This is a genomic window from Microbacterium sp. ER1 (assembly GCF_023383675.1).
GTDB lineage: Bacteria > Actinomycetota > Actinomycetes > Actinomycetales > Microbacteriaceae > Microbacterium.
Genome location: NZ_QCXO01000127.1, coordinates 24,000 through 46,531, shown reverse-complemented (window position 1 = coordinate 46,531; position 22,532 = coordinate 24,000). Strand labels below are relative to the sequence as shown.

27 protein-coding genes and 2 pseudogenes are annotated in these 22,532 nt (G+C 70.5%); 21 read left to right on the top strand and 8 right to left on the bottom strand.

Annotated features, from left to right (window positions below):
• Positions 1-62 precede the first annotated feature (62 nt).
• Together BV453_RS04990 and clpX are read left to right on the top strand one after the other, a co-directional pair.
• Entirely contained in the window at positions 63-587 is a 525-nt protein-coding gene (locus BV453_RS04990) for a hypothetical protein (RefSeq protein WP_062766775.1), read from the top strand.
• Positions 588-704: 117 nt separating this feature from the next.
• A complete protein-coding gene (gene clpX, locus BV453_RS04985) occupies positions 705-1,973 on the top strand; it encodes an ATP-dependent Clp protease ATP-binding subunit ClpX (protein ID WP_025105011.1) in 1,269 nt (422 codons plus the stop codon).
• An 8-nt stretch (positions 1,974-1,981) separates the two neighbouring features.
• Here the strand turns inward: clpX and BV453_RS04980 are convergent, their stop codons facing one another.
• From BV453_RS04980 to BV453_RS04970, 3 genes are read right to left on the bottom strand one after another with little or no spacing between them, the layout of a single operon-like run.
• Positions 1,982-2,479, bottom strand: a complete 498-nt coding sequence (locus BV453_RS04980) for a GyrI-like domain-containing protein (protein WP_062766772.1) — start codon at positions 2,477-2,479, stop codon at positions 1,982-1,984.
• A gap of 19 nt (positions 2,480-2,498) precedes the next feature.
• Positions 2,499-4,550 carry a M3 family metallopeptidase gene (locus BV453_RS04975; protein WP_249521016.1) on the bottom strand — a complete coding sequence of 684 codons (2,052 nt, stop codon included), beginning with the start codon at positions 4,548-4,550 and terminating at the stop codon, positions 2,499-2,501.
• A 9-nt stretch (positions 4,551-4,559) separates the two neighbouring features.
• Positions 4,560-5,492, bottom strand: coding sequence for a LysR family transcriptional regulator (locus BV453_RS04970; RefSeq protein WP_249521015.1), 933 nt, complete (start codon positions 5,490-5,492; stop codon positions 4,560-4,562).
• Between the two features lie 81 nt (positions 5,493-5,573).
• Between BV453_RS04970 and tdh the strand changes: the two genes are divergently transcribed.
• The 3 genes and pseudogenes from tdh to BV453_RS16720 all read left to right on the top strand — a co-directional run.
• Positions 5,574-6,617, top strand: coding sequence for an L-threonine 3-dehydrogenase (tdh, locus tag BV453_RS04965; protein WP_062634086.1), 1,044 nt, complete (start codon positions 5,574-5,576; stop codon positions 6,615-6,617).
• On the top strand, positions 6,617-7,795 hold the full coding sequence (locus BV453_RS04960; RefSeq protein WP_085607816.1) for a glycine C-acetyltransferase: 1,179 nt from the start codon (positions 6,617-6,619) through the stop codon (positions 7,793-7,795). The genes tdh and BV453_RS04960 overlap by 1 nt, the downstream gene beginning before the upstream one ends.
• A 54-nt stretch (positions 7,796-7,849) precedes the next feature.
• Positions 7,850-8,041: pseudogene (locus BV453_RS16720) on the top strand (winged helix-turn-helix domain-containing protein); the annotation flags it as partial.
• 401 nt (positions 8,042-8,442) lie between these two features.
• On the opposite strand, the pseudogene BV453_RS04950 reads toward BV453_RS16720, so the two are convergent.
• A pseudogene (locus tag BV453_RS04950) lies at positions 8,443-9,093 on the bottom strand (MFS transporter); the annotation flags it as partial.
• Positions 9,093-9,704: a TetR family transcriptional regulator gene (locus BV453_RS04945; RefSeq protein WP_025104400.1), complete on the bottom strand. Its 612-nt coding sequence runs from the start codon at positions 9,702-9,704 to the stop codon at positions 9,093-9,095. The gene BV453_RS04945 and the pseudogene BV453_RS04950, both read right to left, overlap by 1 nt.
• Positions 9,705-9,879: 175 nt before the next feature.
• Here BV453_RS04945 and BV453_RS04940 point away from each other — a divergent pair, with 175 nt between their 5' ends.
• The 9 genes from BV453_RS04940 (at position 9,880) to BV453_RS04900 (ending at position 13,958) form a co-directional block, all read left to right on the top strand.
• A complete protein-coding gene (locus tag BV453_RS04940) occupies positions 9,880-10,317 on the top strand; it encodes an Asp23/Gls24 family envelope stress response protein (RefSeq protein ID WP_025104399.1) in 438 nt (145 codons plus the stop codon).
• Entirely contained in the window at positions 10,314-10,505 is a 192-nt protein-coding gene (locus BV453_RS04935; protein WP_025104398.1) for a DUF2273 domain-containing protein, read from the top strand. The genes BV453_RS04940 and BV453_RS04935 overlap by 4 nt, the downstream gene beginning before the upstream one ends.
• A complete protein-coding gene (locus BV453_RS04930; RefSeq protein WP_029989602.1) occupies positions 10,502-10,843 on the top strand; it encodes a hypothetical protein in 342 nt (113 codons plus the stop codon). Before BV453_RS04935 ends, BV453_RS04930 begins: the two co-directional genes overlap by 4 nt.
• Positions 10,840-11,406, top strand: a complete 567-nt coding sequence (locus tag BV453_RS04925; protein WP_249521013.1) for a hypothetical protein — start codon at positions 10,840-10,842, stop codon at positions 11,404-11,406. Before BV453_RS04930 ends, BV453_RS04925 begins: the two co-directional genes overlap by 4 nt.
• The gene (locus BV453_RS04920) at positions 11,403-12,101 is read left to right on the top strand and encodes a hypothetical protein (protein WP_249521012.1); all 699 of its coding nucleotides are present in this window, start codon (positions 11,403-11,405) and stop codon (positions 12,099-12,101) included. The genes BV453_RS04925 and BV453_RS04920 overlap by 4 nt, the downstream gene beginning before the upstream one ends.
• A 14-nt stretch (positions 12,102-12,115) precedes the next feature.
• Entirely contained in the window at positions 12,116-12,289 is a 174-nt protein-coding gene (locus BV453_RS04915) for a CsbD family protein (RefSeq protein ID WP_025104394.1), read from the top strand.
• Between the two features lie 117 nt (positions 12,290-12,406).
• The gene (locus BV453_RS04910; protein ID WP_085603738.1) at positions 12,407-12,973 is read left to right on the top strand and encodes an RNA polymerase sigma factor; all 567 of its coding nucleotides are present in this window, start codon (positions 12,407-12,409) and stop codon (positions 12,971-12,973) included.
• The gene (locus BV453_RS04905; RefSeq protein WP_249521011.1) at positions 12,970-13,572 is read left to right on the top strand and encodes a hypothetical protein; all 603 of its coding nucleotides are present in this window, start codon (positions 12,970-12,972) and stop codon (positions 13,570-13,572) included. The genes BV453_RS04910 and BV453_RS04905 overlap by 4 nt, the downstream gene beginning before the upstream one ends.
• Positions 13,569-13,958, top strand: a complete 390-nt coding sequence (locus BV453_RS04900) for a hypothetical protein (protein WP_238695680.1) — start codon at positions 13,569-13,571, stop codon at positions 13,956-13,958. Before BV453_RS04905 ends, BV453_RS04900 begins: the two co-directional genes overlap by 4 nt.
• Before the next feature lie 17 nt (positions 13,959-13,975).
• Here the strand turns inward: BV453_RS04900 and BV453_RS04895 are convergent, their stop codons facing one another.
• Positions 13,976-14,821: an SDR family oxidoreductase gene (locus tag BV453_RS04895; protein WP_249521010.1), complete on the bottom strand. Its 846-nt coding sequence runs from the start codon at positions 14,819-14,821 to the stop codon at positions 13,976-13,978.
• A 93-nt stretch (positions 14,822-14,914) separates the two neighbouring features.
• Between BV453_RS04895 and BV453_RS04890 the strand changes: the two genes are divergently transcribed.
• The 7 genes from BV453_RS04890 to glmM all read left to right on the top strand — a co-directional run bounded on the left by BV453_RS04890 (position 14,915) and on the right by glmM (position 21,049).
• Positions 14,915-15,280: a helix-turn-helix domain-containing protein gene (locus BV453_RS04890; RefSeq protein ID WP_025104389.1), complete on the top strand. Its 366-nt coding sequence runs from the start codon at positions 14,915-14,917 to the stop codon at positions 15,278-15,280.
• Positions 15,281-15,378: 98 nt separating this feature from the next.
• Positions 15,379-16,917, top strand: coding sequence for an APC family permease (locus tag BV453_RS04885; RefSeq protein ID WP_060922145.1), 1,539 nt, complete (start codon positions 15,379-15,381; stop codon positions 16,915-16,917).
• Between the two features lie 38 nt (positions 16,918-16,955).
• On the top strand, positions 16,956-17,804 hold the full coding sequence (gene truA / locus BV453_RS04880) for a tRNA pseudouridine(38-40) synthase TruA (RefSeq protein ID WP_249521009.1): 849 nt from the start codon (positions 16,956-16,958) through the stop codon (positions 17,802-17,804).
• Between the two features lie 53 nt (positions 17,805-17,857).
• Complete coding sequence (locus BV453_RS04875; protein ID WP_025104386.1) at positions 17,858-18,526, top strand: endonuclease/exonuclease/phosphatase family protein; 669 nt, start codon at positions 17,858-17,860, stop codon at positions 18,524-18,526.
• A 191-nt stretch (positions 18,527-18,717) separates the two neighbouring features.
• Positions 18,718-19,164 (top strand): 50S ribosomal protein L13, encoded by a 447-nt coding sequence (gene rplM / locus BV453_RS04870; RefSeq protein ID WP_025104385.1) that lies wholly within the window; start codon positions 18,718-18,720, stop codon positions 19,162-19,164.
• 26 nt (positions 19,165-19,190) lie between these two features.
• Positions 19,191-19,676 carry a 30S ribosomal protein S9 gene (rpsI, locus tag BV453_RS04865; protein ID WP_025104384.1) on the top strand — a complete coding sequence of 162 codons (486 nt, stop codon included), beginning with the start codon at positions 19,191-19,193 and terminating at the stop codon, positions 19,674-19,676.
• 14 nt (positions 19,677-19,690) lie between these two features.
• The gene (gene glmM / locus BV453_RS04860; RefSeq protein ID WP_062766240.1) at positions 19,691-21,049 is read left to right on the top strand and encodes a phosphoglucosamine mutase; all 1,359 of its coding nucleotides are present in this window, start codon (positions 19,691-19,693) and stop codon (positions 21,047-21,049) included.
• Positions 21,050-21,070: 21 nt separating this feature from the next.
• Here the strand turns inward: glmM and BV453_RS04855 are convergent, their stop codons facing one another.
• Both BV453_RS04855 and BV453_RS04850 read right to left on the bottom strand, forming a co-directional pair.
• On the bottom strand, positions 21,071-21,532 hold the full coding sequence (locus BV453_RS04855) for a VanZ family protein (RefSeq protein WP_025104382.1): 462 nt from the start codon (positions 21,530-21,532) through the stop codon (positions 21,071-21,073).
• A 47-nt stretch (positions 21,533-21,579) separates the two neighbouring features.
• On the bottom strand, positions 21,580-22,515 hold the full coding sequence (locus BV453_RS04850) for a Ppx/GppA phosphatase family protein (RefSeq protein WP_249521008.1): 936 nt from the start codon (positions 22,513-22,515) through the stop codon (positions 21,580-21,582).
• Positions 22,516-22,532: the final 17 nt, after the last annotated feature.

Here is a 22,532-nt window from a genome sequence, read left to right as displayed (position 1 = left end):
GGCGGGGCCCTCGTCGTGCGGGCAGCGTGCGGGTGACGCCGGTGCTGTGGTTTCATGGCGGCATGATGGCGATCTCCGGCGTCCGCGCCCGCCCCGGGCGAGTGACGCTCGTGCTGGCGGCGATCCTGCTTCTCGGCGGCTGCGCTGCGGCGCCGGCCGACGTCGCCGCCGGAGAGCCGACGCCGACCGTGACGCCCACCGCCGCCTGCCCGCAGGTGGACGGCGCCGAGCTTCCGCCGGAGTGCGCGCCGTACGACCCGGAACACGCGATGGAGCAGAACGACCGACATCGTGAGCGGATGGACATGTCGGCCGAGGCACGGGCGGCCGCCGAGCAGCCGGTGGCGGATCTCCGCGTGCGTCTCGAAGCGCTGCGCACGGAGAGCGCGATCTCCGTGATCGCCGTCCAGGACGCCTTGCGCGAGGCCGGCCTCGTCCATCACGTCGCCCGGGGAGATGCGCGCGCGGTGGCGTTCGGGGCAGACGGTCCGGAGGGCGGCTGTGTCTTCGGGGAACTGCGTCCCGACGAGGTCCGTGTCGAGGTCGGCGGATACATCATGGACGGCGGCTGCCTCCCCGCGGAATGACGGTGGAGGCACCGTCGTCCGCCGGACCCGCCGAACGACTCGTCGCCAATGCGGCCCGGTGTCGTATGCAGCGGTTAGGCTCGAAGAACGATCCTGATCCCCCCGAGGAGGACGCGCATGGCCCGCATCGGTGAAAGCGCTGACCTGTTCAAGTGCTCTTTCTGCGGAAAGAGCCAGAAGCAGGTGCAGCAGCTCATCGCCGGACCCGGCGTGTACATCTGCGACGAGTGCGTCGAGCTCTGCAACGAGATCATCGAAGAGCGCATGGCGGAGTCGTCTGCCGAGGGCGTCGCCGAGTTCGAGCTGCCGAAGCCCCGCGAGATCTTCACGTTCCTCGAGGAGTACGTCGTCGGACAGGAGCCCGCGAAGCGTGCGCTGTCCGTCGCCGTCTACAACCACTACAAGCGCGTGCGCGCTCACGGCACCCTGCAGCCTGCTGAGCAGAAGGCCGAAGAGGTCGAGATCGCCAAGAGCAACATCCTGCTCATCGGACCCACGGGCTGCGGCAAGACCTACCTGGCGCAGACGCTCGCCAAGCGCCTCAACGTGCCGTTCGCCGTCGCCGACGCGACGGCACTGACCGAGGCGGGCTACGTCGGCGAAGACGTCGAGAACATCCTCCTCAAGCTCATCCAGGCCGCCGACTACGACGTGAAGCGCGCCGAGCAGGGCATCATCTACATCGACGAGGTCGACAAGATCGCCCGCAAGGCCGAGAACCCGTCGATCACCCGCGACGTGTCGGGCGAGGGCGTGCAGCAGGCGCTGCTGAAGATCATCGAGGGCACGGTCGCCTCGGTGCCGCCGCAGGGTGGTCGCAAGCACCCGCACCAGGAGTTCCTGCAGATCGACACCTCGAACGTGCTCTTCATCGTGGCCGGCGCCTTCGCCGGTCTGGAGGACATCGTCTCGGCGCGCGTGGGCAAGCACGGTGTCGGCTTCGGTGCTCCGCTGCACGACAAGGGCAAGGACCTCGACCTGTTCAGCGAGGTGCTCCCGGAAGACCTCCACAAGTTCGGTCTCATCCCGGAGTTCATCGGTCGTCTGCCCGTCGTGACGAACGTGTCACCGCTCGACCAGGCCGCCCTCATCGACATCCTCACCGGTCCGCGCAACGCCCTCGTCAAGCAGTATCAGCGCATGTTCGAGCTGGACGGCGTCCAGCTCGAGTTCGAGGAGGACGCGCTGCGATCGATCGCCGACCTCGCCGTCGAGCGCAAGACCGGTGCCCGCGGACTCCGTGCCATCCTCGAGGACGTGCTCGGTCCGGTGATGTTCGAGATCCCCTCTGCCGAAGACGTCGCGAAGGTGATCATCACCCGTGCCGCCGTCGACGAGGGCGCCCCGCCCACCATCGTGATGGAGCGCAAGCGCAAGAGCGCCTGAACGCCTGCTCAGGCCACGGGCATGAGCAGGTCCGTGCGGAGCTCGTCGGGATCGACACCGGGGCCCGAGACGTAGACCTCGATCCAGACGCCGCGCGGGTGCAGCCCCGCCTCCGCGGCGCGCGCGACCAGCCCGGCCCACCCGGCACCGAGACCGTCGTACGAACCGAAGACGCTGCTCGCGACGGCCTGCCCGGTCGGCAGGGTCGAGGGGATGATGGCTGCCCCGTCGCCCGTGGCGATCGGGTCGGACGGTGGGGCCTGCACGGGGAAGCCGAGCTCCAGGTCGAACACGCCCATCGGATCGCCGTGGTAGATCGCGAGCGCCGGGCCGGCCGGAATCAGGGTGCCCGCAGCGAAGGCGGCACCGATCGCCGCGTATCCGGAGTCGAAGGCATCGCGGAGGTCGGCGATCCGGATGCCCTCATGGCGGATGACGGCCAGGGGTACGGCGCCCAGCTCCAGGGTGTCTGCGGGGCCGAACGGAGCGTCTGCGAATGCGTCCATGCGCTCAGGGTCTCACGACTCAGGAATCGAGTCCACGGCGTTTCAGGAGCGGCTCGATCTCGGCGTCCCGACCGCGGAAGTCGCGGTAGGCGGCCAGCGGGTCCTTCGAGCCGCCGACGCCGAGCAGCCGGTCGCGGAAGCGGTCTCCATTGGTGCGGGTGAGGCCGCCGTTCTCCCGGAACCACTCCACGGTGTCGGCGTCGAGCACCTCACTCCAGATGTACGAGTAGTACCCGGCGCTGTAGCCGCCGGAGAAGACGTGGGCGAAGTAGGTGGAGGAGTACCGGGTCGGGACGGCGGGGTCGTCGAGGCCGATGTCCGCCAGCGCGGCCGCCTCGAAGCCTGCGACATCGTCCACTGTGTCCTCGGCGGAGAGTCGGTGCCACGCCTGATCCAGCCACGCCGCGGCGAGATACTCGCTGGTCGCGTGCCCCTGGTCGAAGGTCGCAGTCGCCCGCAGCCGCTCCACGATGGCGGGATCCAGCGGCTCGCCGGTCTCGTGGTGCCGGGCGTAGTGGTCGAGGACCTCGGGCCAGAGGATCCACATCTCGTTCACCTGGCTGGGGAACTCGACGAAGTCGCGGAACACGTTGGTCCCGGCGAAATGCGGGTAGGTCACGGTGGCGAACAGGCCGTGCAGAGCGTGCCCGAACTCGTGGAACAGCGTCGTCACCTCGTCGAGCGTCAGCAGGGTGGGCTCGCCGTCCCCGGGCTGCGGGACGTTGAGGTTGTTGACCACGACCGGGGCGCTGCCGCGCAGACGGGATTGGCTGACGATCGCGTTCATCCAGGCGCCGCCGCGCTTGGAGTCCCGGGTGTAGAGGTCGAGCACGTAGAGCCCGAGCGGGGAGTCGTCGGCGTTGCGCACCTCGAAGACGCGGGCCTGCGGGTGGTAGGCCGCGAGGTCGTGTCGTTCATGGAAGGTCACCCCGTACAGGCGGGTCGCCGCGAAGAACACGCCGTCCTGCAGCACGCGCTCCGCCTCGAACCAGGGGCGCAGGGCTGCGGTGTCGATGTCGTAGCGGGCGGTGCGCACGCGCTCGGTGTAGAACGCCCAGTCGTGGGCCTCCACGGGGAAGGGCTCCGGTTCGGTCTCGTCGACGATGGCCTGGAGCGCGTCCCGTTCGGCGCGGGCGTTGCGCGCGGAGGGCGCGGCCAGTCGTCGCAGCATTCGCTCGACGGCCTCGGGGGAGCCCGCCGTCTCGTCGGCGGTGACGTAGGCGGCGTGCGAGGCGTAGCCGAGGAGGCGCGCGCGCTCGGCGCGGAGGCGCACGATCTCGCGCAGCACCGGACGGTTGTCGTTGCCGTTGTCCCGCGAGCCCCGCGCGCGGGACGCCGCCATGATCCGGCGGCGGGATTCCCGCACCGCGAGCCGGGCGAGCGCCGGATGGCCGGTGAACAGCGGCAGGGTGAGGAGGTAGCGGCCGTCGAGCCCGCGGTCGGCAGCGGCGCGTGCGGCGGCGGACAGCTCACCCGGGCTCAGGCCCTCCAGGTCGGCCGCGGCGTGGAAGACCACGGCGAGGTCGTTCGTATCGCTCAGCAGATTCCGCTCGAACGTGTTCGTGAGCACCGACAGCTTCTGGTTCAGAGCCGTGAGCTGCGCCTTCGCCTCGTCGTCGAGCGCGGCGCCGGCATGCGTCATCTCGCGGTGGTGGCGCTCCACGAGATACCGCTGCTCAGGATCGAGGTCGAGCGCCTCGCGCTGCTCGTACACGTGGGCCACGCGCGCGTAGAGGGCCGCATCCAGCGTGATCGCATCCTGATGGGCAGCCATGAGCGGCGCGAGCTCCTCGTCGATCGCCTGGATCTCCGGCGTGGCATCGGCGGAGCTCACCGTGTAGAACGCGTGCGCCACCCGGTCGAGGAGCGCGCCGGACCTCTCCAGTGCCTCGAGCGTGTTCTCGAACGTCGGCATCGACCGCACGCGGGTGATGTTCGCGACCTCGGCGAGCTGCTCCGCGAACCCGGCGCGGAAGGCGGGGAGGTAGTGCTCCGGACGGATGGCCCGATAGTCCGGGAGCCCGAAGGGGAGGGTCGACGGCTGCAGCAGCGGGTTCGTGGCGTCGCTCATCCTCCGAGCCTAGCCACCGCCGTCCCCGGAACGTTCCGTGCTCAGACGGGTCATCACCTCTCGCAGGGCGTCGACGACGACACGGACCGAGCGGCGGCGCAGGTTCTCCGGGCGCGCGAGGACGTCGATCATGCGGTGCGTGCTCACGCCTCGGAGCGGGATGCGCACGATGGCACGATCGTCCACGCTGCGCGAGGTGAACCGGGGGAGCATCCCCACGACACCACCGGCCGCGACCACCGCCGACACCGCACCATAGTCGTTGATACGGTGCCGGACCTCGACCGGGCGGCGGGCGACGGCGGCGACGGCGCGGAGCACGTCGTCGGGGGAGTACCCCACACGGCTCGTCACCCACTGCTCGTCGGCGATCTCGTCCGGCGAGAGGGTGCGGCGACCGGCGAGAGGGTGCTCGGCGGAGACGGCGACGTCCAGAGGCTCGCGGACGAGACCCACGGCGCGGACACCCTCGGTCGGCCACGGCGCGGAGTGCTCCATCCGATGGGCGAGGACGAGGTCGTACCGCGCGGTGAGCCCGGGGAACTCGCTCTGCGCGACGTCCTCGTCCGTGAGACGCACGGTCGGGGCGTGCTCCTTGCCGGACAGCTCCCGCACGAGCGGGCCGAAGAGTGCCTGACCGACGCTGTGGAAGCCGCTGATGCTCACCTCTCCCGTCGCCGCGTCCTCGAAGTCGTCCAGGGCGTGGCGCGCCGCCGCCATCGCGTCGATGGCCTCGGCTCCGGCTGCTGCCAGGACCTCGCCGGCGGCGGTCAGCACGAGGGTACGGCCCTGGCGACGGGTGAGCGGGGCCGGGAAGGAGCGCTGCAGTGCGGCGAGCTGCTGCGAGACCGCGGAGGGGGTGACCCGCAGCGCCTCGGCGACGGCGGTCGCGCTTCCCAGCGCTCCGAGTTCGCGGAGGATCTGGAGCTGGTGGAGTTCCACGACGACAGTTTAGTTCCCTCTACAGGGCGGATGCAGAAGATGCCGATTGTTCTACAGCAACGGATGCGATGAGATCAGAGCATGAGAGCTCTGTTCAAGGAGGAACCCGGCGCCGGCCTCGCGCTCGTGGAGCGTCCCGACCCCGTCGCGGGTCCCGGCGAGGTCGTCATCCGTGTCCTCCGCACCGGCATCTGCGGAACCGATCTGCACATCCGGCGATGGGACGACTGGGCGGCCTCCGCGATCGCCGCGCCCCTCATCCCGGGACACGAGTTCTACGGGGAAGTCGTCGAGGTCGGGCCGCTCGTCCACGACATCGCGGTCGGCGACCGGGTGTCCGGCGAAGGACACATCGTCTGCGGCACCTGTCGGAACTGCCGCGCCGGACGGCGGCAGATGTGCATCCGCACGATCGGACTCGGGCTGCAGCGCGACGGCGCCTTCGCCGAGTACCTCTCGCTGCCGGCGACGAACGTGTGGGTCCACCACGCCGAGGTCACCCCGGAGCTCGGCGCGATCTTCGACCCGCTCGGCAACGCCGTGCACACCGCCCTCCGCTTCCCGCTCGTCGGTGAGGACGTGCTCGTCACCGGGTGCGGTCCGATCGGCCTGATGGCGATCGCCGTCGCCCGGCATGCGGGCGCCCGCTTCATCGTCGGGACCGACGTGAGCGCGCCGCGCCTGGAGATGGCGCGCGGGATGGGAGCCGACGAGGTCGTCGACGTCTCCCGCCAGGAGATCCGCGACGCGCAGCGGGCGCTCGGCATGCGCGAGGGCTTCGACATCGGCTTCGAGATGAGCGGCGCGGCGTCGGCGCTCCCGGCGATGATCGACAACATGAACCACGGCGGACGCATCGCCATGCTCGGGCTGCCGTCGACCGGGTTCGACATCGACTGGGGCAAGCTCGTCACGCACATGCTCACGATCACCGGGATCTACGGCCGGGAGATGTTCGAGACGTGGAACGCCATGGGCGCGATGCTCCAGACGAGTGCGACGTTGCGCGAAGCCATCGGCCGGGTGATCGCCGAGGTCGTACCGGCGCGCGACTGGGAGCGCGGATTCGCGGCGGCGGAGTCCGCCGGCACGGGCAAGATCATCCTCGACTGGACGGAGCTGTGATGTACGCGACCTTCAAGGACCATGTGGCGCAGGAGCTGGCGGGAATCGAGGAGGCGGGGCTCACCAAGCGCGAGCGCGGCATCCGCGGACCGCAGCGGGCGGAGATCACGGCCGACGGCGCCGAGGTGCTCAACTTCTGCGCCAACAACTACCTGGGGCTGGCCGACGACCCGCGAATCCTCGCTGCGGCCCGGACGGCCCTGGACGAGTGGGGGTACGGGCTCGCGAGCGTCCGCTTCATCTGCGGCACCCAGGAGCAGCACCTCGAACTGGAGCGTCGGCTCGCGGACTTCCTCGGCACCGATGACGCGATCCTCTACTCCTCCTGCTTCGACGCGAACGGCGGTGTCTTCGAGACGCTGTTCTCCGCCGAGGACGCGATCATCTCGGACGAGTTGAACCACGCGTCCATCATCGACGGGATCCGGCTGTCCAAGGCGCGCCGGCTCCGGTACCGCAATCGCGACATGGCGGATCTGGAGGAGCAGCTGCGGGCGGCCGCCGATGCCCGGTTCCGCGTGATCGTGACCGACGGTGTCTTCTCTATGGACGGCTACATCGCCCCGCTGGCCGAGATCTGCGACCTGGCGGAACGCTACGACGCGCTCGTCTTCGTGGACGATTCGCACGCGGTCGGCTTCGTCGGCGAGAACGGACGCGGGACGCCGGAGCTGTGCGGCGTCGCAGATCGCGTGGACATCTACACCGGCACGTTCGGCAAGGCGCTGGGCGGCGCCTCCGGCGGGTACGTCGCCTCGCACGCGGAGATCGTCGCGCTGCTGCGTCAGCGCTCCCGCCCGTACCTGTTTTCGAACACCCTCGCTCCGGCCATCGTGGCCGGCACGCTGACCGCGCTCGACCTGGTCGAGGGATCGGCCGACCTCCGGGCGCGGCTGCGCGACAACGCGGCCCTGTTCCGCGCCCGGATGGCGGAGGAGGGGTTCGACCTGCTTCCGGGGGAGCACCCGATCGTGCCCGTCATGTTCGGCGATGCCGGTCTCACAGCCCGAATCGCCACGGCGATGCAGGACCAGGGCGTGTACGTGACCGCGTTCAGTTTCCCGGTGGTGCCGCGGGGCAAGGCGCGGATCCGGGTGCAGCTCTCCGCCGCGCACACCCCCGACCAGGTGGAGCGGTGCGTGGCGGCCTTCGTCGCGGCCCGGGAGTCCGTGAGCTGACCGTATGCAAAGAAAGACTTGCAAAGCTTTGTTTGCAAGCGTAACTTTGCATTCATGACGAACGAGACGCAGGTACGGACGCTGGATGCGGGGGCGCTCAAGGCGCTCGCCCATCCGCTGCGGGTCAGGATCTTCGATCTGCTCGCCTCTCGTGGTCCTCAGACGGCCAGCTCTCTCGCGGCCCTCGTGGGGGAGACCTCGGGATCCACCAGCTACCACCTCCGCGCCCTCGCCGCCCACGACCTCATCCGCGAGGTGGAAGGCCGGGGCACGGCACGGGAGCGATGGTGGGAGCGTCCGAAGGGCCGGATCGACGTGCCGGGGCCGGACGAGCAGATGTCGCCGGCGAACCGCGCTGCGGCGCAGATCGTGACCTCGGAGTTCTTCCGACTCCGGCACGAAACGCTGATGCGGTACCTCAACCGCCCGGAGTCCGAGGTCCCCGAGGGCTGGCGCGACGTGGGCGTGACGATCACCACGCACCTGGACATGACCGCGGAGCAGGCGATGTCGCTGCGGGCCGAGCTGGAGGCGGTCGTGGAGAAGGCGATCGCGCAGTACCGCGGTCAGGAGGGGCCCGACGTGCGCCGCGTCTCCCTCCGCGCCGAGATCTTCGATCTGCCGACACCGGATGGTGCGGCCACGACCGAGGCAGCGGACAGGAAGAGCACGCCGAGGATGTCGATCGGCTTCTCCGCCTTCTTGCTGGGGAGCTTCAGCGCTACGAGGGCGATGAGGAACGCCGCGATGCCGACCGGGATGTTGATGTAGAACGCCCACTGCCAGGTCATGTGGTCGACGAAGAAGCCGCCGAGGAGCGGTCCGGCGACCGCGGAGAGGCCGAACACCGCACCGAGCGGGCCCATGTACTTGCCGCGCTCGTTGGCCGGCACGATGTCGGCGATGATCGCCTGCGAGAGGATCATGAGCCCGCCGCCGCCGAGACCCTGGAGGGCGCGGAAGACGACGAACATCCAGAAGTCCGACGCGAAAGCGCAGCCGACCGAGGCGAGCGTGAACAGGGCGATGGCGACGAGGAACAGCGACCGCCTGCCCAGCACGTCGCCGAACTTGCCGTAGATCGGCATGACGATGGTGGTGGCGAGCAGGTAGGCCGTGGTGATCCACACCTGATGGTCGACGCCGCCGAGCTGGCCGACGATGGTGGGCATCGCGGTCGACACGATCGTCTGGTCGAGGCTCGCGAGCAGCATGCCCGCGATCAGGGCGCTGAAGATGATCCAGATGCGGCGCTTCGTCAGGAGGAAGGGCGCATCCGCGGTGGCGGTGGCGGACATCAGTGGGCTTTCTGTGAAGGGGAGTAGAGGTCGCGCGCGAGGCGCAGCCGGCGGGTGATGAGGTCGGCGAACGGTTCGGTGGAGTGGTGGTGCAGCAGCTGCTCCATGCACAGGCGCACGAGCGCGCCGACGGAGTGGACGAGCACCTCCGCGCGCAGCTCCGCGTCCGGCTCCGCGCCGATGCGGCGGGCCACGAGGGCGATGTCGCGGCGCTCGTGCTTCTCCTGCTGCTCGAAGGCGGCCCGCAGCAGCCGCGGCTCCTGCTCGATGACGGCGAACAGCTCCGCGGCGTGCTCGATGGGATCGAAGAGGGCGAACCGCTCGATGGTGAGCTGCACGAAGTCGTCCAGGAGATCGCCCTCGCGGTCGAGGAAGGCCGCTTCGAGCTCCTCCTGGCGGGAGTCGATGACGGCGAAGCCGAAGACCGCGTTCTCCTTGCTCTCGAAGTAGTTGAAGAACGTGCGCCGCGAGACCCCGGCGTCGGCGCACAGCTCCTCGACGGTGAAGCCCGCGAAGCCCCGCTCGGTGGTCAAGCGGCGCGCGGCTTCGGTGAGCGCGCGCGTGGTCCGACGCTTGCGCTGCTCCCGGGTGGACTCTGCACTGTTCTCCATAAAGTGCAACTTTGCACTCTGAACCTTGGAGTGCACTGAGAGGTGCTGCCGAGAGGCGAGCCGAAATTCGTTCGGAGAAGTTTGTGACATTCTGTGCTCCCCGACCGTCTTAGTGGTGTCGTGAGAATACGGCCCGCGCGGGAACCGCGTGGTCACACGGATGAAGGAGCTCGAGATGGCGAACGTGACTGGGGGCACCCAGCCCAAGGCTCAGGTCGTTCCGGCGTCGCAGGGGGCGGCGGGGAAGACCACGATCGAGGATGCGGTGGTCGCGAAGATCGCCGGCATCGCGGCACGAGAGGTGGACGGGGTCTACGCGCTCGGCGGCGGCGCCGCACGCATGATGGGCGCCATCCGCGACGCCCTCAACACGACCGACCTCGCGCAGGGGATCAGCGTCGAGGTGGGCGAGACGCAGGTGGCCGTCGACGTGACGATCGTGGCGGAGTACCCGGTGTCCCTGCAGAAGGTGGCCGACCAGGTGCGGGCCGCGATCCACCGGGCCATGGTGGAGCTGGTGGGCATGGAGGTCGCCGAGGTGAACGTGACCGTCAACGACGTGCACATCCCCTCCGAGGACGACGACGAGGCTCCGGAGGCGCGAGTCCAGTGAACGCCTCGGTGATCGGCGGAGCTGCGGCGACGGTGCTCGCGCTGACCTGGATCGTCTGGGGGTTCTGGGCGTTCCTGCTCGTCACCCTCGCGATGCTCGTCGGTGCGGTCGTCGGCCGCATCGTCGACGGTCGCCTGGACGTGCGGGCGCTCGCCGACGTGGTGCGCGGGCGGCGATCGTCCTCATGAGCGTCGCAGTGACGGACGGGCCGACGACCGTGGCGGGGGCCACGGTCGTCGAGGCCCGGGCGCTGCATCGGCTCGCGCTGGGGATCGTCCGCGATGTCGCCGGAGTCGGCGCGGGAGACGCGAGCGTCGACCTCGCCGACAGCCGCGGCGACCTGCGGGTCTCCGTGGCGGTCCCGGTCGTCCTGGGGAGCCGCGGGGGCGGTCCCGTGGCGGTCCGCGCCGACGCCGTGCGCGACGCGGTCGTCCGCGGCATGCGCGAGCTGGCGGCCCGCCGCGTGGGAGCGGTGGACGTGCGTTTCACCGGAGTCCGGCGTGAGGACGAGAGGAGAGTGGCATGACGGCGAACACGACGACGTCGCGGCGACTGCTTCGTCGAGAGGCGAGGGCGACGCGCCGGGGCCCGGCGATCGCGCTCGCGGTCGTCCTCGCGGTGCTCCTCCTCGCTCTGCTGGGCGCGATGGTCGCCGGGACTCTCGACGCGGGGTTCCGCGCGCAGGTCACCGGATGGCTCACGCCCGTCACGGCTTCCGCCGCGGCGCCTGCGGTGATGATCGCCGCCGGGGCCGTGCTCGTGGTCGTGGCGCTGCTCCTCCTCGGACTCGCCGTGCTTCCCGGTCGGCGGGCCCGCCGCACGCGGCTCGCCGCACGGGCCGCGCTCGTGATCGACGACGGGGTCCTCGCCGACGCCATCGCCGACGGCACCGCGCGCCGGGTCGGCGTGCCACGCGGCCAGGTGCGCGTGACCGTGGGACGACGCACGGTGCTGATCCGGGTCACGCCCACGAGCGGGGTCCCGGTGGATGCGGCCGCCGCGGGAGACGCGGCCCTGCGCGTGCTGGACGAGACCGGATTCCGGCTCTCGCCGCGGGTGCAGGTGGCGCGGGAAGGAGTGATCGCATGACGTCGGCAGGGACCGTCGCGAACCGGATCGTCCTCCTCGGAGGAGCCGCGATGCTTCTGGGCGGGGGAGTCGTCCTCCTCGCTGCGGGACTGCGGGGCGCGGGGGCGCTTCCGGCCCCCGCCGAGGATGTGCTCGCCGAGGCCGACGGTGTCGTGGCGTGGTCGGGGGCCTGGGGCCTCGACATCCCCGGTGCGGGCTTCGTGCCGCTGTGGGCGCTCGCGGGGCTCGCCGCCGCGGTGCTGCTCGTCGTCCTCCTCCTCGCGTTCCTGCTCACCCGCAGGCCGCGGCGGGAGCGCACCCTTCTCCGGCTCGCCGGTGAGGGCGGCACGACCACCGTCGACCGGAGTGTGGCAGAGCAGCTGCTCGCAAGCCCCCTCGCCGATCGAGCGGACGTGCTGGCCGCCCGGGTGACGAGCCGGAAGGCCGGCCGCGAGATCGCTCTCGGCCTCGTGGTCACTCCACGCCCCGGCGCGGCCCTGGGGCAGGTGCTCGCCGCCGCCGATGCGGTCGTGCAGGAGTGGGACGCCGTCACCGGGACGCGGATGCCGGTCGTCGTGCACATCGCGGACCGCGGCTGGCGGGAGCTCTTCCGCTCCCGGCAGCGGATGCGCCGTTCGCTGGTGGCCGGACAGAGCACGGCGGCGCGTGAGCCGCACAGCACACAGACATCGACCCCGACCGTCGGGGTCGTGTGAGGAAAGGAGGCGCCATGAGCGCGGAGGACAAGATCAAGGCCGCAGCCGAGAAGGTCGCAGGCAAGGCCAAGGAGGTCGTCGGCGAGGTCACGAACAACGACAAGCTCGTCGCCGAGGGCAAGGCCGAGCAGGCCAAGGGCGATGTCAGGAACGCGGCCGAGGATGTCAAGGACACGTTCACCAAGTGACGGAAGGGGAGGAGGCGCCCGGAGGGGCGTCTCCTCCGCCCGCGCGCAGAGGGTCGATCCGATCCGATGCGGCGCGGGCTCCGAACGTCCGGGGAACCGTGAACGAGGGGTGGGGGAATGGCAGCCGATCACTGGGGTGAGGCGCTGGAGCAGGCCGGAGACCGTATCGTCGCCGGCCGCGCCATGGACGGCGACGTCGCCGCGTTCGCGGTGCTCGTGCGCAGGTACACGCCGATGATGAGGGCCTACACGCAGCGGATGCTCAACGCGTCGGCGGAGGTCGACGACATCGTGCAGGACGCGTTCGTGACGGCATGGCAGCGCTTCGGTGAGCTGGAGGACCCCGCGAAGGTCAAGAGCTGGCTCATGCGGATCGTGAGCCGCAAGGCGGTGGATCGGCTGCGCCGGACGCGTCCCGCGCTCGACGTGGACGAGATCGACCGACCGGCGCCGCCGCAGGCATCGCCCCATGCGGTCGTCGAGGCGAGAGCGGGCGTCGAGGCCCTCGGCGCGGCCCTGCGCGAACTCCCGGAGGCCCAGCGCGAATGCTGGGTGCTGCGGGAGCTGGCCGGCTACAGCTACGACGAGATCGCCGAGGAGCTCGGCATCCCCGTCAGCACGGTGCGCGGACTGCTGTCCCGCGCGCGACGGTTCCTGATCACACGGATGGAGGCGTGGCGATGACCGATCACCACGAGGACGACCAGCTGCGCCGCCTCGGCCTGGAGCCCGCCGACCTCGACGGGCACACGATCGAGGAGCTCAGCGACTACCTGGACGCCGGCCGCACCCCGCGGAATCCCGCCATCGAGGAGTCGCCGGGGTGCCAGCTCGCGCTCGATGCCCTGGAGAGGCTGCGCGGGCTGGGCAGCGCCCTGATGGATGAGGATGTCTCCTCCGCGCCTGCCGCGGACGAGAGCTGGGTGGAGAGGATCCTCAGCGGCATCGCGATGGACGCCCAGGCGGGGCGCCGCATTCCCTTCGCCTCCGATGATCCGGACGTGGAGCTGGCGATCACGGAAGGCGCCGTGCGCGGACTGGTCCGTGCCGCGGAGGAGGCCGTCCCCGGCGTGCTGGTCGGCCGGTGCCGGCTGGAGGGCGATGTCACAGAGCCCGGAGCGCCGGTGCGGGTGGCGATCGACGCGAGCGTGCGCCTCGGCGACCCTCTCCGTCGCGTCGCCGACCGGCTGCGCGCGGAGGTGGAGGCCCGGCTGCGTCGTCATACCGAGCTGCAGGTCGTGGCCATCGATGTCGCGATCACCGACGTCAGGGAGGGGGCATGATGACCGGCACCGAGCTGTCGAAGGAGGAGCGCGCCGGTCTCGCGCTCCGGATCGAGGCGGCGCTGCGCGCCTGCTCCGGGGTGCGCGGCGTATACCGATCGGGCTCCCTCGTCTCCAACCTCCTGCGTGCGGGTGCGTCGGCGTGGGGGAACGAGCGCGGAGTCGAACCGATCGTGTCCGTCGCCGCCGGAGCGGACGGCGTGGCGGTGGAGGCGGCGATCGGCGTCGACGGGCGGGTGCGCAGCGTCGCGACGCTACGGCATGCCCGTGACGCCGTGGACGCGGTGCTGCGGGCCGAAGGCCTGCGCCGCGGGAGCCTCACGCTCACCGTCGCCTACGTGCAGAGCGCCGTGGAGCCGGAGCCGGGGGAGCGCCGCCGTCCGTGACGGCGGCGCTCCACGGGTCACACCAGGGCGCGGAGGCCCTCGACGAGCGGGGTCGTCGGGCGGCCGACGAGGCGGCGGAGGGTGCCGTCGGTGTCCGCCAGGGCGCCGTCGCGGATGCCGGCGTCCAGGGCGACGACGAACCCGGCGGTGCCCTCGTCGAGGCCGGCGGCGCGGAGCGCGGCGAGCTGCTCGTCGGCGGAGAGCGGGACGAACACGACCTCGCGGCCCGTCACCTCGGTCATCGCGGCGGCGAGGTCGGCGTAGGTCCATGCGACGTCCCCGCCGAGCTCGTAGACCGCACCGAGGTGTCCGTCCTCGGTGGCGACGACGGCGGCGGCCTCGGCGTAGTCCTTCCGGCTGGCGGAGGCGACGCGGCCCTCTCCGGTGCCGGCGCTGAGAGTGCCGGTCTCCGCTGCACGAGCGAGGTCGGCGGCGTAGTTCTCGGTGTACCAGTTGTTGCGGAGGATCACCGCGGGAAGGCCGGCGGCCGCGATGAGCTCCTCGGTGGCCTTGTGCTCGGGAGCCAGGACGAGGGAGCTCGTGGTGGCCTTCGGAGCGCTCGTGTAGACGAACTTCGACACCCCGGCATCCTTCGCGGCCTCGATGACCGCCTGATGCTGCGCGACGCGCTGGCCCACCTCCGAGCCGGAGACGAGCACGACGGTGTCCACGCCGTCGAGCGCCGCCGCGACCGACGCCGGGTCGGTGTAGTCGAGACGGACGACGGGCACGCCGAGGTCGGCCCCCTTGGCGATGTCGCGCGCACCGGCGCGGATCGTCTGCGGGTCGACGCCGCGCGCGAGCAGGGCGGCGACGATGAGGCGGCCGAGGTGACCGGTCGAACCGGTGACGAGGATGGTCATGGGAGTCCTTTCGTTGCTGACTCCCCGGACAACCCCGGCAGCGGTGCTCGGCATTCCTTTCGGCGGGTACCCACTTTTCGGTAAGGTACCCACATGACGGTGAGTTTTGCGCAGATCCGCGATTCCCAGCCCGCTCTCTTCGATCAGGGATGCGGAACGCGGGTCATTCTCGACCACATCATGAGCAAATGGGGCGTGCTGGTGCTCTCCTGCCTCTCCGACGGCACGCGGCGCTGGGGCGAGCTGCGTCGGGAGGTGGACGGCATCAGCGAGAAAATGCTCGCGTCGACCTTGCGAACCCTCACCGACGACGGCCTGGTGCATCGGGAGTCGCTGCCGACGGTGCCGCCGCATGTCGAGTACAGCCTCACGCCTCTCGGGCGTGACCTGATGGAGCGGATGCTTCCGCTGATGGAGTGGGTCGCGGCGCACGCCGACGGAATGCTCGGTCGCGACTGACCCACGGAATCCTTCGCGTATCTGAACGCGACGCATGGATTCCGTTGCAGAAACAAAAGGATTGACGGGATACCGCGGCGAGCCGTACTGTTCAGGACATGGCAACGACGCCCATCCACCTCGAACGCCCCGACGGCAAGGGCCTGGCCGCAGGCACCCTCGGCCTGTGGGGCTCCACCGTCATCGGGCTCGCCTCCACGGCCCCCGTCTACTCGCTCGTCGCGACGCTCGGCTTCGTCGTGCTCGCCGTCGGCGCGCAGGCGCCGATCGCCTTCATCATCGCCTTCGTGCCGATGCTGCTGATCGCCTTCGCCTATCGCGAGCTCAACAACGCCGTCCCCGACTGCGGCACCACCTTCACCTGGGGCACCAAGGCCTTCGGGCCGTGGGTGGGCTGGATGGGCGGCTGGGGCGTCGCGGTCGCCGGCATGGTCGTGCTCGCGAACCTCGCGCAGATCGCCTCCGTGTACTTCTGGTCGCTGATCGGGCAGGACCTCGAGAACAACGACTGGCGCGTCGTCGTGGTGGCCGTGCTGTTCATCGCGGCCATGACCTGGGTGAGCTGGCGCGGGGTCGAGATCGGCGAGCGCATCCAGAACGTGCTCCTCGCGATCCAGTACCTCGCGCTGGCGATCTTCATCGTGGCCGCCCTCTGGCAGTTCTTCACGGGCGACGCCCCCGACGCCACCCCGTTCTCGTGGGAGTGGCTGAACCCCTTCGGCTTCACCGACTGGTCGGGCTTCACCGAGGCGATCCTTCTTGCGCTCTTCATCTACTGGGGATGGGACACCTGCCTCGCCCTCAACGAGGAGACGAAGGACCCGAAGCGCATCCCCGGCCGCGCCGCGGTGCTCACCTGCGTCATCCTCCTGGTGACGTACGTCGCGGTGACGATCGCCGCGATGATGTACGCCGGACTCGGCGAGGACGGCACGGGACTCGGCAACGAGGCCAACGCCGACGACTTCTTCCTGGCCATCAAGGACGGGCTGCTCGGACCGTTCGGCTGGGTGCTCGTGGTCGCGGTCATCATCTCGGCGATCTCGTCCACCCAGACGACCATCCTCCCGACCGCCCGCGGCACGCTCGCGATGGGCGTGTACCGGGCGCTCCCGGCGAAGTTCAAGGACGTGCACCCGGTCTACAAGACGCCGTCGTTCTCGACCATCGTCATGGGCGTGGTGGCTTCCCTCTACTACGTCGGCATGACCCTCATCAGCGACAACATCCTGCAGGACTCGATCCTCTCGCTGGGCCTCGCGATCGCGTTCTACTACGCCATCACCGGTTTCGCCTGCGTCTGGTACTTCCGTGCCGACCTGCGCCGCTCGACCCGCGACCTGTTCTTCAAGGGCATCTTCCCGCTGCTCGGAGCGCTGCTGCTGACCGGCGCGTTCGTGCAGTCGGCGATCGACATGTGGGATGTCGACTACGGCTACACCGTGCTCTTCGGCATCGGCGGCACGTTCGTGATCGGCATCGGGTCGCTGGCGATCGGCCTCGTCCTGATGTTCCTCTGGTACCTCTTCCCGCGGTCGAAGCGGTTCTTCCGGGGCGAGAGCCTGAACCGGGAGACCGAGGTGATGGTGCCGGAGGAGCCGGGCGCGATGATCCGCTCGGTCGACGGCGGCATCTGAGGCGCAGGGTGCTCGCGCGGCTGTCCTAGGCTGGCCTCGTGCGCATCCGGCTCGACATCGCCTACGACGGCACCCATTTCCGCGGGTGGGCCACGCAGCCCACGCTCCGCACGGTCCAGGGGACGCTGGAGGCGGCGCTCGCCCGGATCGTCGGCTCCGACGTGCGGTTCGTCGTCGCCGGACGGACGGACGCCGGCGTGCATGCGAGCGGACAGGTCGCGCACGTGGATCTCGACGAGGCGCAGTGGGCCCGGATCCAGGCACGACACGGCCGCGCCGCCGAGGATCCCGCGGGCAGCATCGCGGCGCGCATGCGCGGGGTGCTCGGCGCCTACCCCGACGTGTCGGTCGTGCGCTCCTCCCTCGCCCCCGAGGGCTTCGACGCGCGCTTCTCCGCGGTCTGGCGACGCTATCGGTACCGGCTCGCCGACGACCTCGCCGGCTATGACCCGCTACGGCGTCTCGACACCACGACGATCCGCGGTCGGCTGGACGCCGAGGCCATGGACGCCGCCGCCCGGACCCTCATCGGTCTGCACGACTTCGCCGCCTACTGCAAGCCGCGCGAGGAGGCCACGACCATCCGCACGCTGCTCGACTACCGGTGGCAGCGGGACGCGGACGGGGTGCTCGTCGCGGAGGTGAAGGCCGACGCGTTCTGCCACAGCATGGTGCGGGCCCTCGTCGGCGCCTGCGCGGCGGTGGGGGAGGGGCGCCTCGACGTGGGCGACCTCGTCGTGCTCCGCGATGCCCTCACGCGGACCAGCGAGTTCAAGGTGCTCGCCGCCCGCGGGCTCACGCTCACCGAGGTCGGATACCCCGCCGACGACCTCCTCGCCGCGCGGGCAGCCCAGACCCGCGCCCGCCGGGACCACGAGACCGACTGATCGTCCGGATCCGGAGCCGGGGCACAGATGGGGCGGGTAGCGTGGGGACGATCATGAAGGTCATCTCCTACAACCTGCGCAAGCACCGGGCCGCCGGCGAGCTCGCGGCGCTCGTCGATGAGCATGATCCCGACATCCTCTGCCTGCAGGAGTGCGACGTCCCGGAGCTGCCGGACCGGATCGGCGGTCTCGTGCTGGCGGATGCGACGCAGGGCAACCGCCTCGGTCTCGCGCTCTTCTATCGCGAGAGCACCTACCGCCTGCAGGGCATCCGCACGCTGGGCCTGAAGAAGTCGCTGCACGATCGCATCGCGAAGCCGGCGCACGAGCGCGTGCTCGGCGCGCGCCTGCGCGACATCGACGACGGCGGCGAGTTCATCGTCGCGTCCTTCCACGCCGCGCCCCTGACGGCGTTGAACTCGCTGCGGCGGCATCAGATCCGTGCGGCGCTCGCCGAGCTCGCGACGCTGGGCGAGGGGCTGCCGCAGCTCATGGTGGGGGATTACAACTACCCCGTGTTCAAGGAGAACCTCGGGCAGGCCGTGCGCGACCAGGGCTACGCGCTCTCCCTCAGCGACGACCACACCTACACGCGCTACCGCGTCTTCCGCGGGCACTACGACTTCGCGACGTCGTCCGGCTTCGAGATCGAGCGCATCACCACGCTGCCGCAGCGTTCCAGCGACCACCGCCCGATCCTCGTGACGGTCCGCCCGGACTGAGTCGGGGCGCCGGCGGGTTTGGGAATGCCGTTCCGGTGGCGTATGCTGACTCTTTGGTGCCCTTCCCTGTCCTGCGGGGAAGACGCACATCCGAACGTGAGCCCTCCACTGGCGTGTTCCTCCCCGTAGGGAAGAACCACCCCGGAGTGGGATTCACGAACACCTCCGTTCGACAAGAAAGCAGCACTATCGTGACGCGCACTTACACCCCCAAGGCTGGCGAAGTCCAGCGCGACTGGGTCGTCATCGACGCCACCGACGTCGTTCTCGGCCGTCTGGCTTCGCACGCGGCGACGCTCCTGCGTGGCAAGCACAAGCCGACCTTCGCCAACCACATCGACTCGGGTGACTTCGTCATCATCGTGAACGCCGACAAGGTCGCGCTCACCGGTCAGAAGCTCCAGAAGAAGATGGCGTACCGCCACTCCGGCTACCCGGGTGGCCTCAAGGCCGTCAGCTACGCCGAGCTCCTCGAGAAGAACCCGGTCCGCGCCGTGGAGAAGGCCATCCGTGGCATGCTCCCGAAGAACAGCCTGGGCCGCCAGCAGCTGTCGAAGCTGAAGGTGTACGCCGGTGCCGAGCACCCGCACGCCGCGCAGCAGCCCCAGCCGTACACCCTCGACCAGGTCGCCCAGTAAGCGCCGTACAGACTAAGGACATACTCGTGGCTGACATCCAGGACTCCACCGAAAACCTCCAGAACTTCTCGACGTCGACCCCGGAGACCGACGCGGTCGAGGCGGCTCCCCGCCCCGTGCTGAGCGTCCCCGGCGCCGCTGTCGGCCGTCGCAAGCAGGCCATCGCCCGCGTGCGTCTGGTTCCCGGCTCGGGCACCATCACGGTCAACGGCCGCACGCTCGAGGACTACTTCCCGAACAAGCTGCACCAGCAGCTCATCAACGACCCGTTCACCGCGCTGAACCTCGCCGGTGCCTACGACGTGATCGCCCGCATCTCGGGTGGTGGCGACTCCGGCCAGGCCGGCGCCCTGCGTCTCGGCATCGCCCGTGCCCTCAACGGCATCGACGCGGAGAACAACCGTCCGACCCTGAAGAAGGCCGGCTTCCTCTCGCGCGACGCTCGCGTCAAGGAGCGCAAGAAGGCCGGACTCAAGAAGGCCCGTAAGGCGCCTCAGTACTCGAAGCGTTAAGGTCCACTGCTCCGATGCCGATCTTTGGCACGGACGGCGTGCGAGGACTCGCCAATGGCATCCTCACCGCCGACCTGGCGCTCACCCTGGCCCAGGCGACTGCTGTCGTCCTGGGCCAGGGCCGTACTGCGGAGGCTCGCAAGGCCGAAGGCAAGCGACTCACCGCCGTCGTCGCCCGTGACCCTCGGGTCTCGGGGCACTTCCTGACCGCCGCCGTCTCCGCGGGACTCGCCTCCTCCGGCGTCGACGTCCTCGAGGCCGGGGTCATCCCCACGCCGGCGCTGGCATTCCTCGTCGCGGATCGCGACGCCGACTTCGGCGTGATGATCTCCGCGTCGCACAACGCGGCGCCCGACAACGGGATCAAGATCTTCGCCCGCGGCGGACGCAAGCTCCCTGACATCGTGGAGCAGCGCATCGAGGAGGCCATGCACGGCGAGATGCTGCGCCCGACCGGTGCCGGCGTCGGCCGCATCGACCGGTTCTCGGACGCCGAGGACCGCTACGTGGTGCACCTGCTCGCGTCGCTGCCGCACCGTCTCGAGGGCATCCACGTCGTGCTCGACTGCGCCCACGGCGCCGCCTCCGGTGTCTCGCCGGAGACGTTCCGCGATGCCGGCGCCGAGGTCACGGTGATCGGTGCCGACCCCGACGGCTGGAACATCAACGACGGCGTCGGTTCGACCCACCTCGACAACCTCGCCGAAGCCGTCGTCCGGCTCGGCGCCGACGTCGGCATCGCGCACGACGGCGACGCGGATCGCTGCCTCGCGGTCGACGCACAGGGCAACGTCGTGGACGGCGACCAGATCATGGCCATCCTCGCCGTGTCGATGAAGGAGCGCGGTCGTCTCACCGACGACACCCTCGTGGCCACGGTCATGAGCAACCTCGGCCTGCACGTCGCGATGCGCGAGCACGGGATCACGGTGCGTCAGACGGCCGTCGGCGACCGCTACGTGCTCGAGGACATGAACGCCGGCGGCTACGCCCTCGGCGGCGAGCAGTCCGGCCACGTCATCATGAGCGAGTACGCCACCACGGGTGACGGCCTGCTCACCGGTCTGCATCTGGTGGCCGAGATGGCGCGGCAGGGCAAGTCCCTCGCCGAGCTCGCGTCCGTCATGACCGTGTACCCGCAGCTGCTGATCAACGTCCGCGACGTCGACAAGGATCGCGTCGCCGATGACGAGGTCGTGCAGCAGGCGGTGCGCGACGTCGAGGCCGAGCTGGGCGATACCGGGCGTGTGCTGCTGCGCAAGTCCGGCACCGAGCCGCTGGTGCGCGTCATGGTCGAGGCGGCCGACTCCGAGTCGGCACGGGCTCACGCCGAACGACTGGCTGCCGTGGTGCAGGAGCGCCTCGCCCTCTGACGGGGGCGGGGGCTCGCTGCCTCACCCTGCCGGCGAGGTCGGCTGCACGGCTCTCGGGCGCGGCCGCAGGCCCACGGCCACCCGGACGAGCAGGCATCCGACGATGGTGCCCAGGGTGTTCGCGATCACGTCCGACAGCGTCGGGTAGCGGCTGGGCAGCAGCGTCTGCACGAGCTCGATCGTGGCGCTCGCGGCGTAGCCCGTCAGGATCACGAGCCAGGGGCTCCAGCGCGGCCATCCCGCGGCCAGGAGAAGCCCGAACGGGACGAACAGGGCGATGTTCGCGAGGAACTCGAACACGGTGTAGCTCGTCGAGAGCGAGATCCCGAGATGGGCGGAGGCGTACTCCGCGAGACGGAACGCGATACCCGTCACCCGCGAGGCGACCGTGGCCGGCAGCCAGACGATCATCGCGACGGCGACGACGTACGGGACGAGCAGCACGCGCGCCGCGATGGCGGTCTTCGACAGGCGGGAGGGCATGGCGCGAGCCTAGGGGGCGAACCTGGGGATCCGTCCGGCGGCGGGGGTCACCCGGGCGGGCCCTGCTGCTCGATGTACCGCAGCAGCACGCCTTCCCGCAGTGCCCAGGGCGACACCTCCAGCTCCTCCACGTCGAGCGCCGTCATCGCCGCATGCAACGACACCGCCGCCGCGACGATCTGGAAGGTGCGGTCGGGAGTGATGCCGGGGAGCTCCTGCCGTGCCGATGCGGGCAGACGCGCCAACCGCGGGATCCACGATCCGAGGGCCGCACGCGGCAGCAGCATCCGCTCGCTCCCCGACCAGCCGGGGACGGGGTAGCCGACCAGACGCGCGAGGGAGCGGATGGCCTTGGACGATCCGACGACGTGGTCGGGACGGGCGAGCGCCGTGAACGCGGGGACGACGGAGGCGAGCGTCGTCGTCGCATGCGCGCGGAGCCGGTCCACGTCGTCCTCGCCGGGCGGGTCCTGCGGGAGGAAGCGCACCGTCATGCGTCCCGCGCCCAACGGCACGGAGGCGGCGATCTCCGGGAGCTCCTCGGCCCCCGCGGCGATCTCCAGCGAACCGCCGCCGATGTCGAGGAGCAGCAGTCGGCCGGCGGACCAGCCGAACCAGCGTCGCACGGCGAGGAAGGTGAGCGCGGCCTCGGTCTCGCCGTCGAGCACCTGCAGCGGCTGGCCGAGCGCGGCCTCGATGCGGGCGATCACGGCAGCCCCGTTGCGGGCGTCGCGCACGGCGCTCGTGGCGGTGGCGAGGAGAGCGTCGACGCCCTCGGTCTCGGCGACCCGACGCGCCTGGGCGACGGCCGCCTCCAAAGCCCGCACGCCCTCCTCGGCGATCGCGCCGTCCGGTGTGAGGTAGCGCATGAGGCGCAGCACGGTGCGGTCGCTCGTCGTCGCGAGCGGTCGTCCGCCGGGACGCACGTCGGCCGCGAGCATGTGGACGGTGTTCGATCCGATGTCGATGACTCCGAGGCGCACGGGATGAGGATACTCGC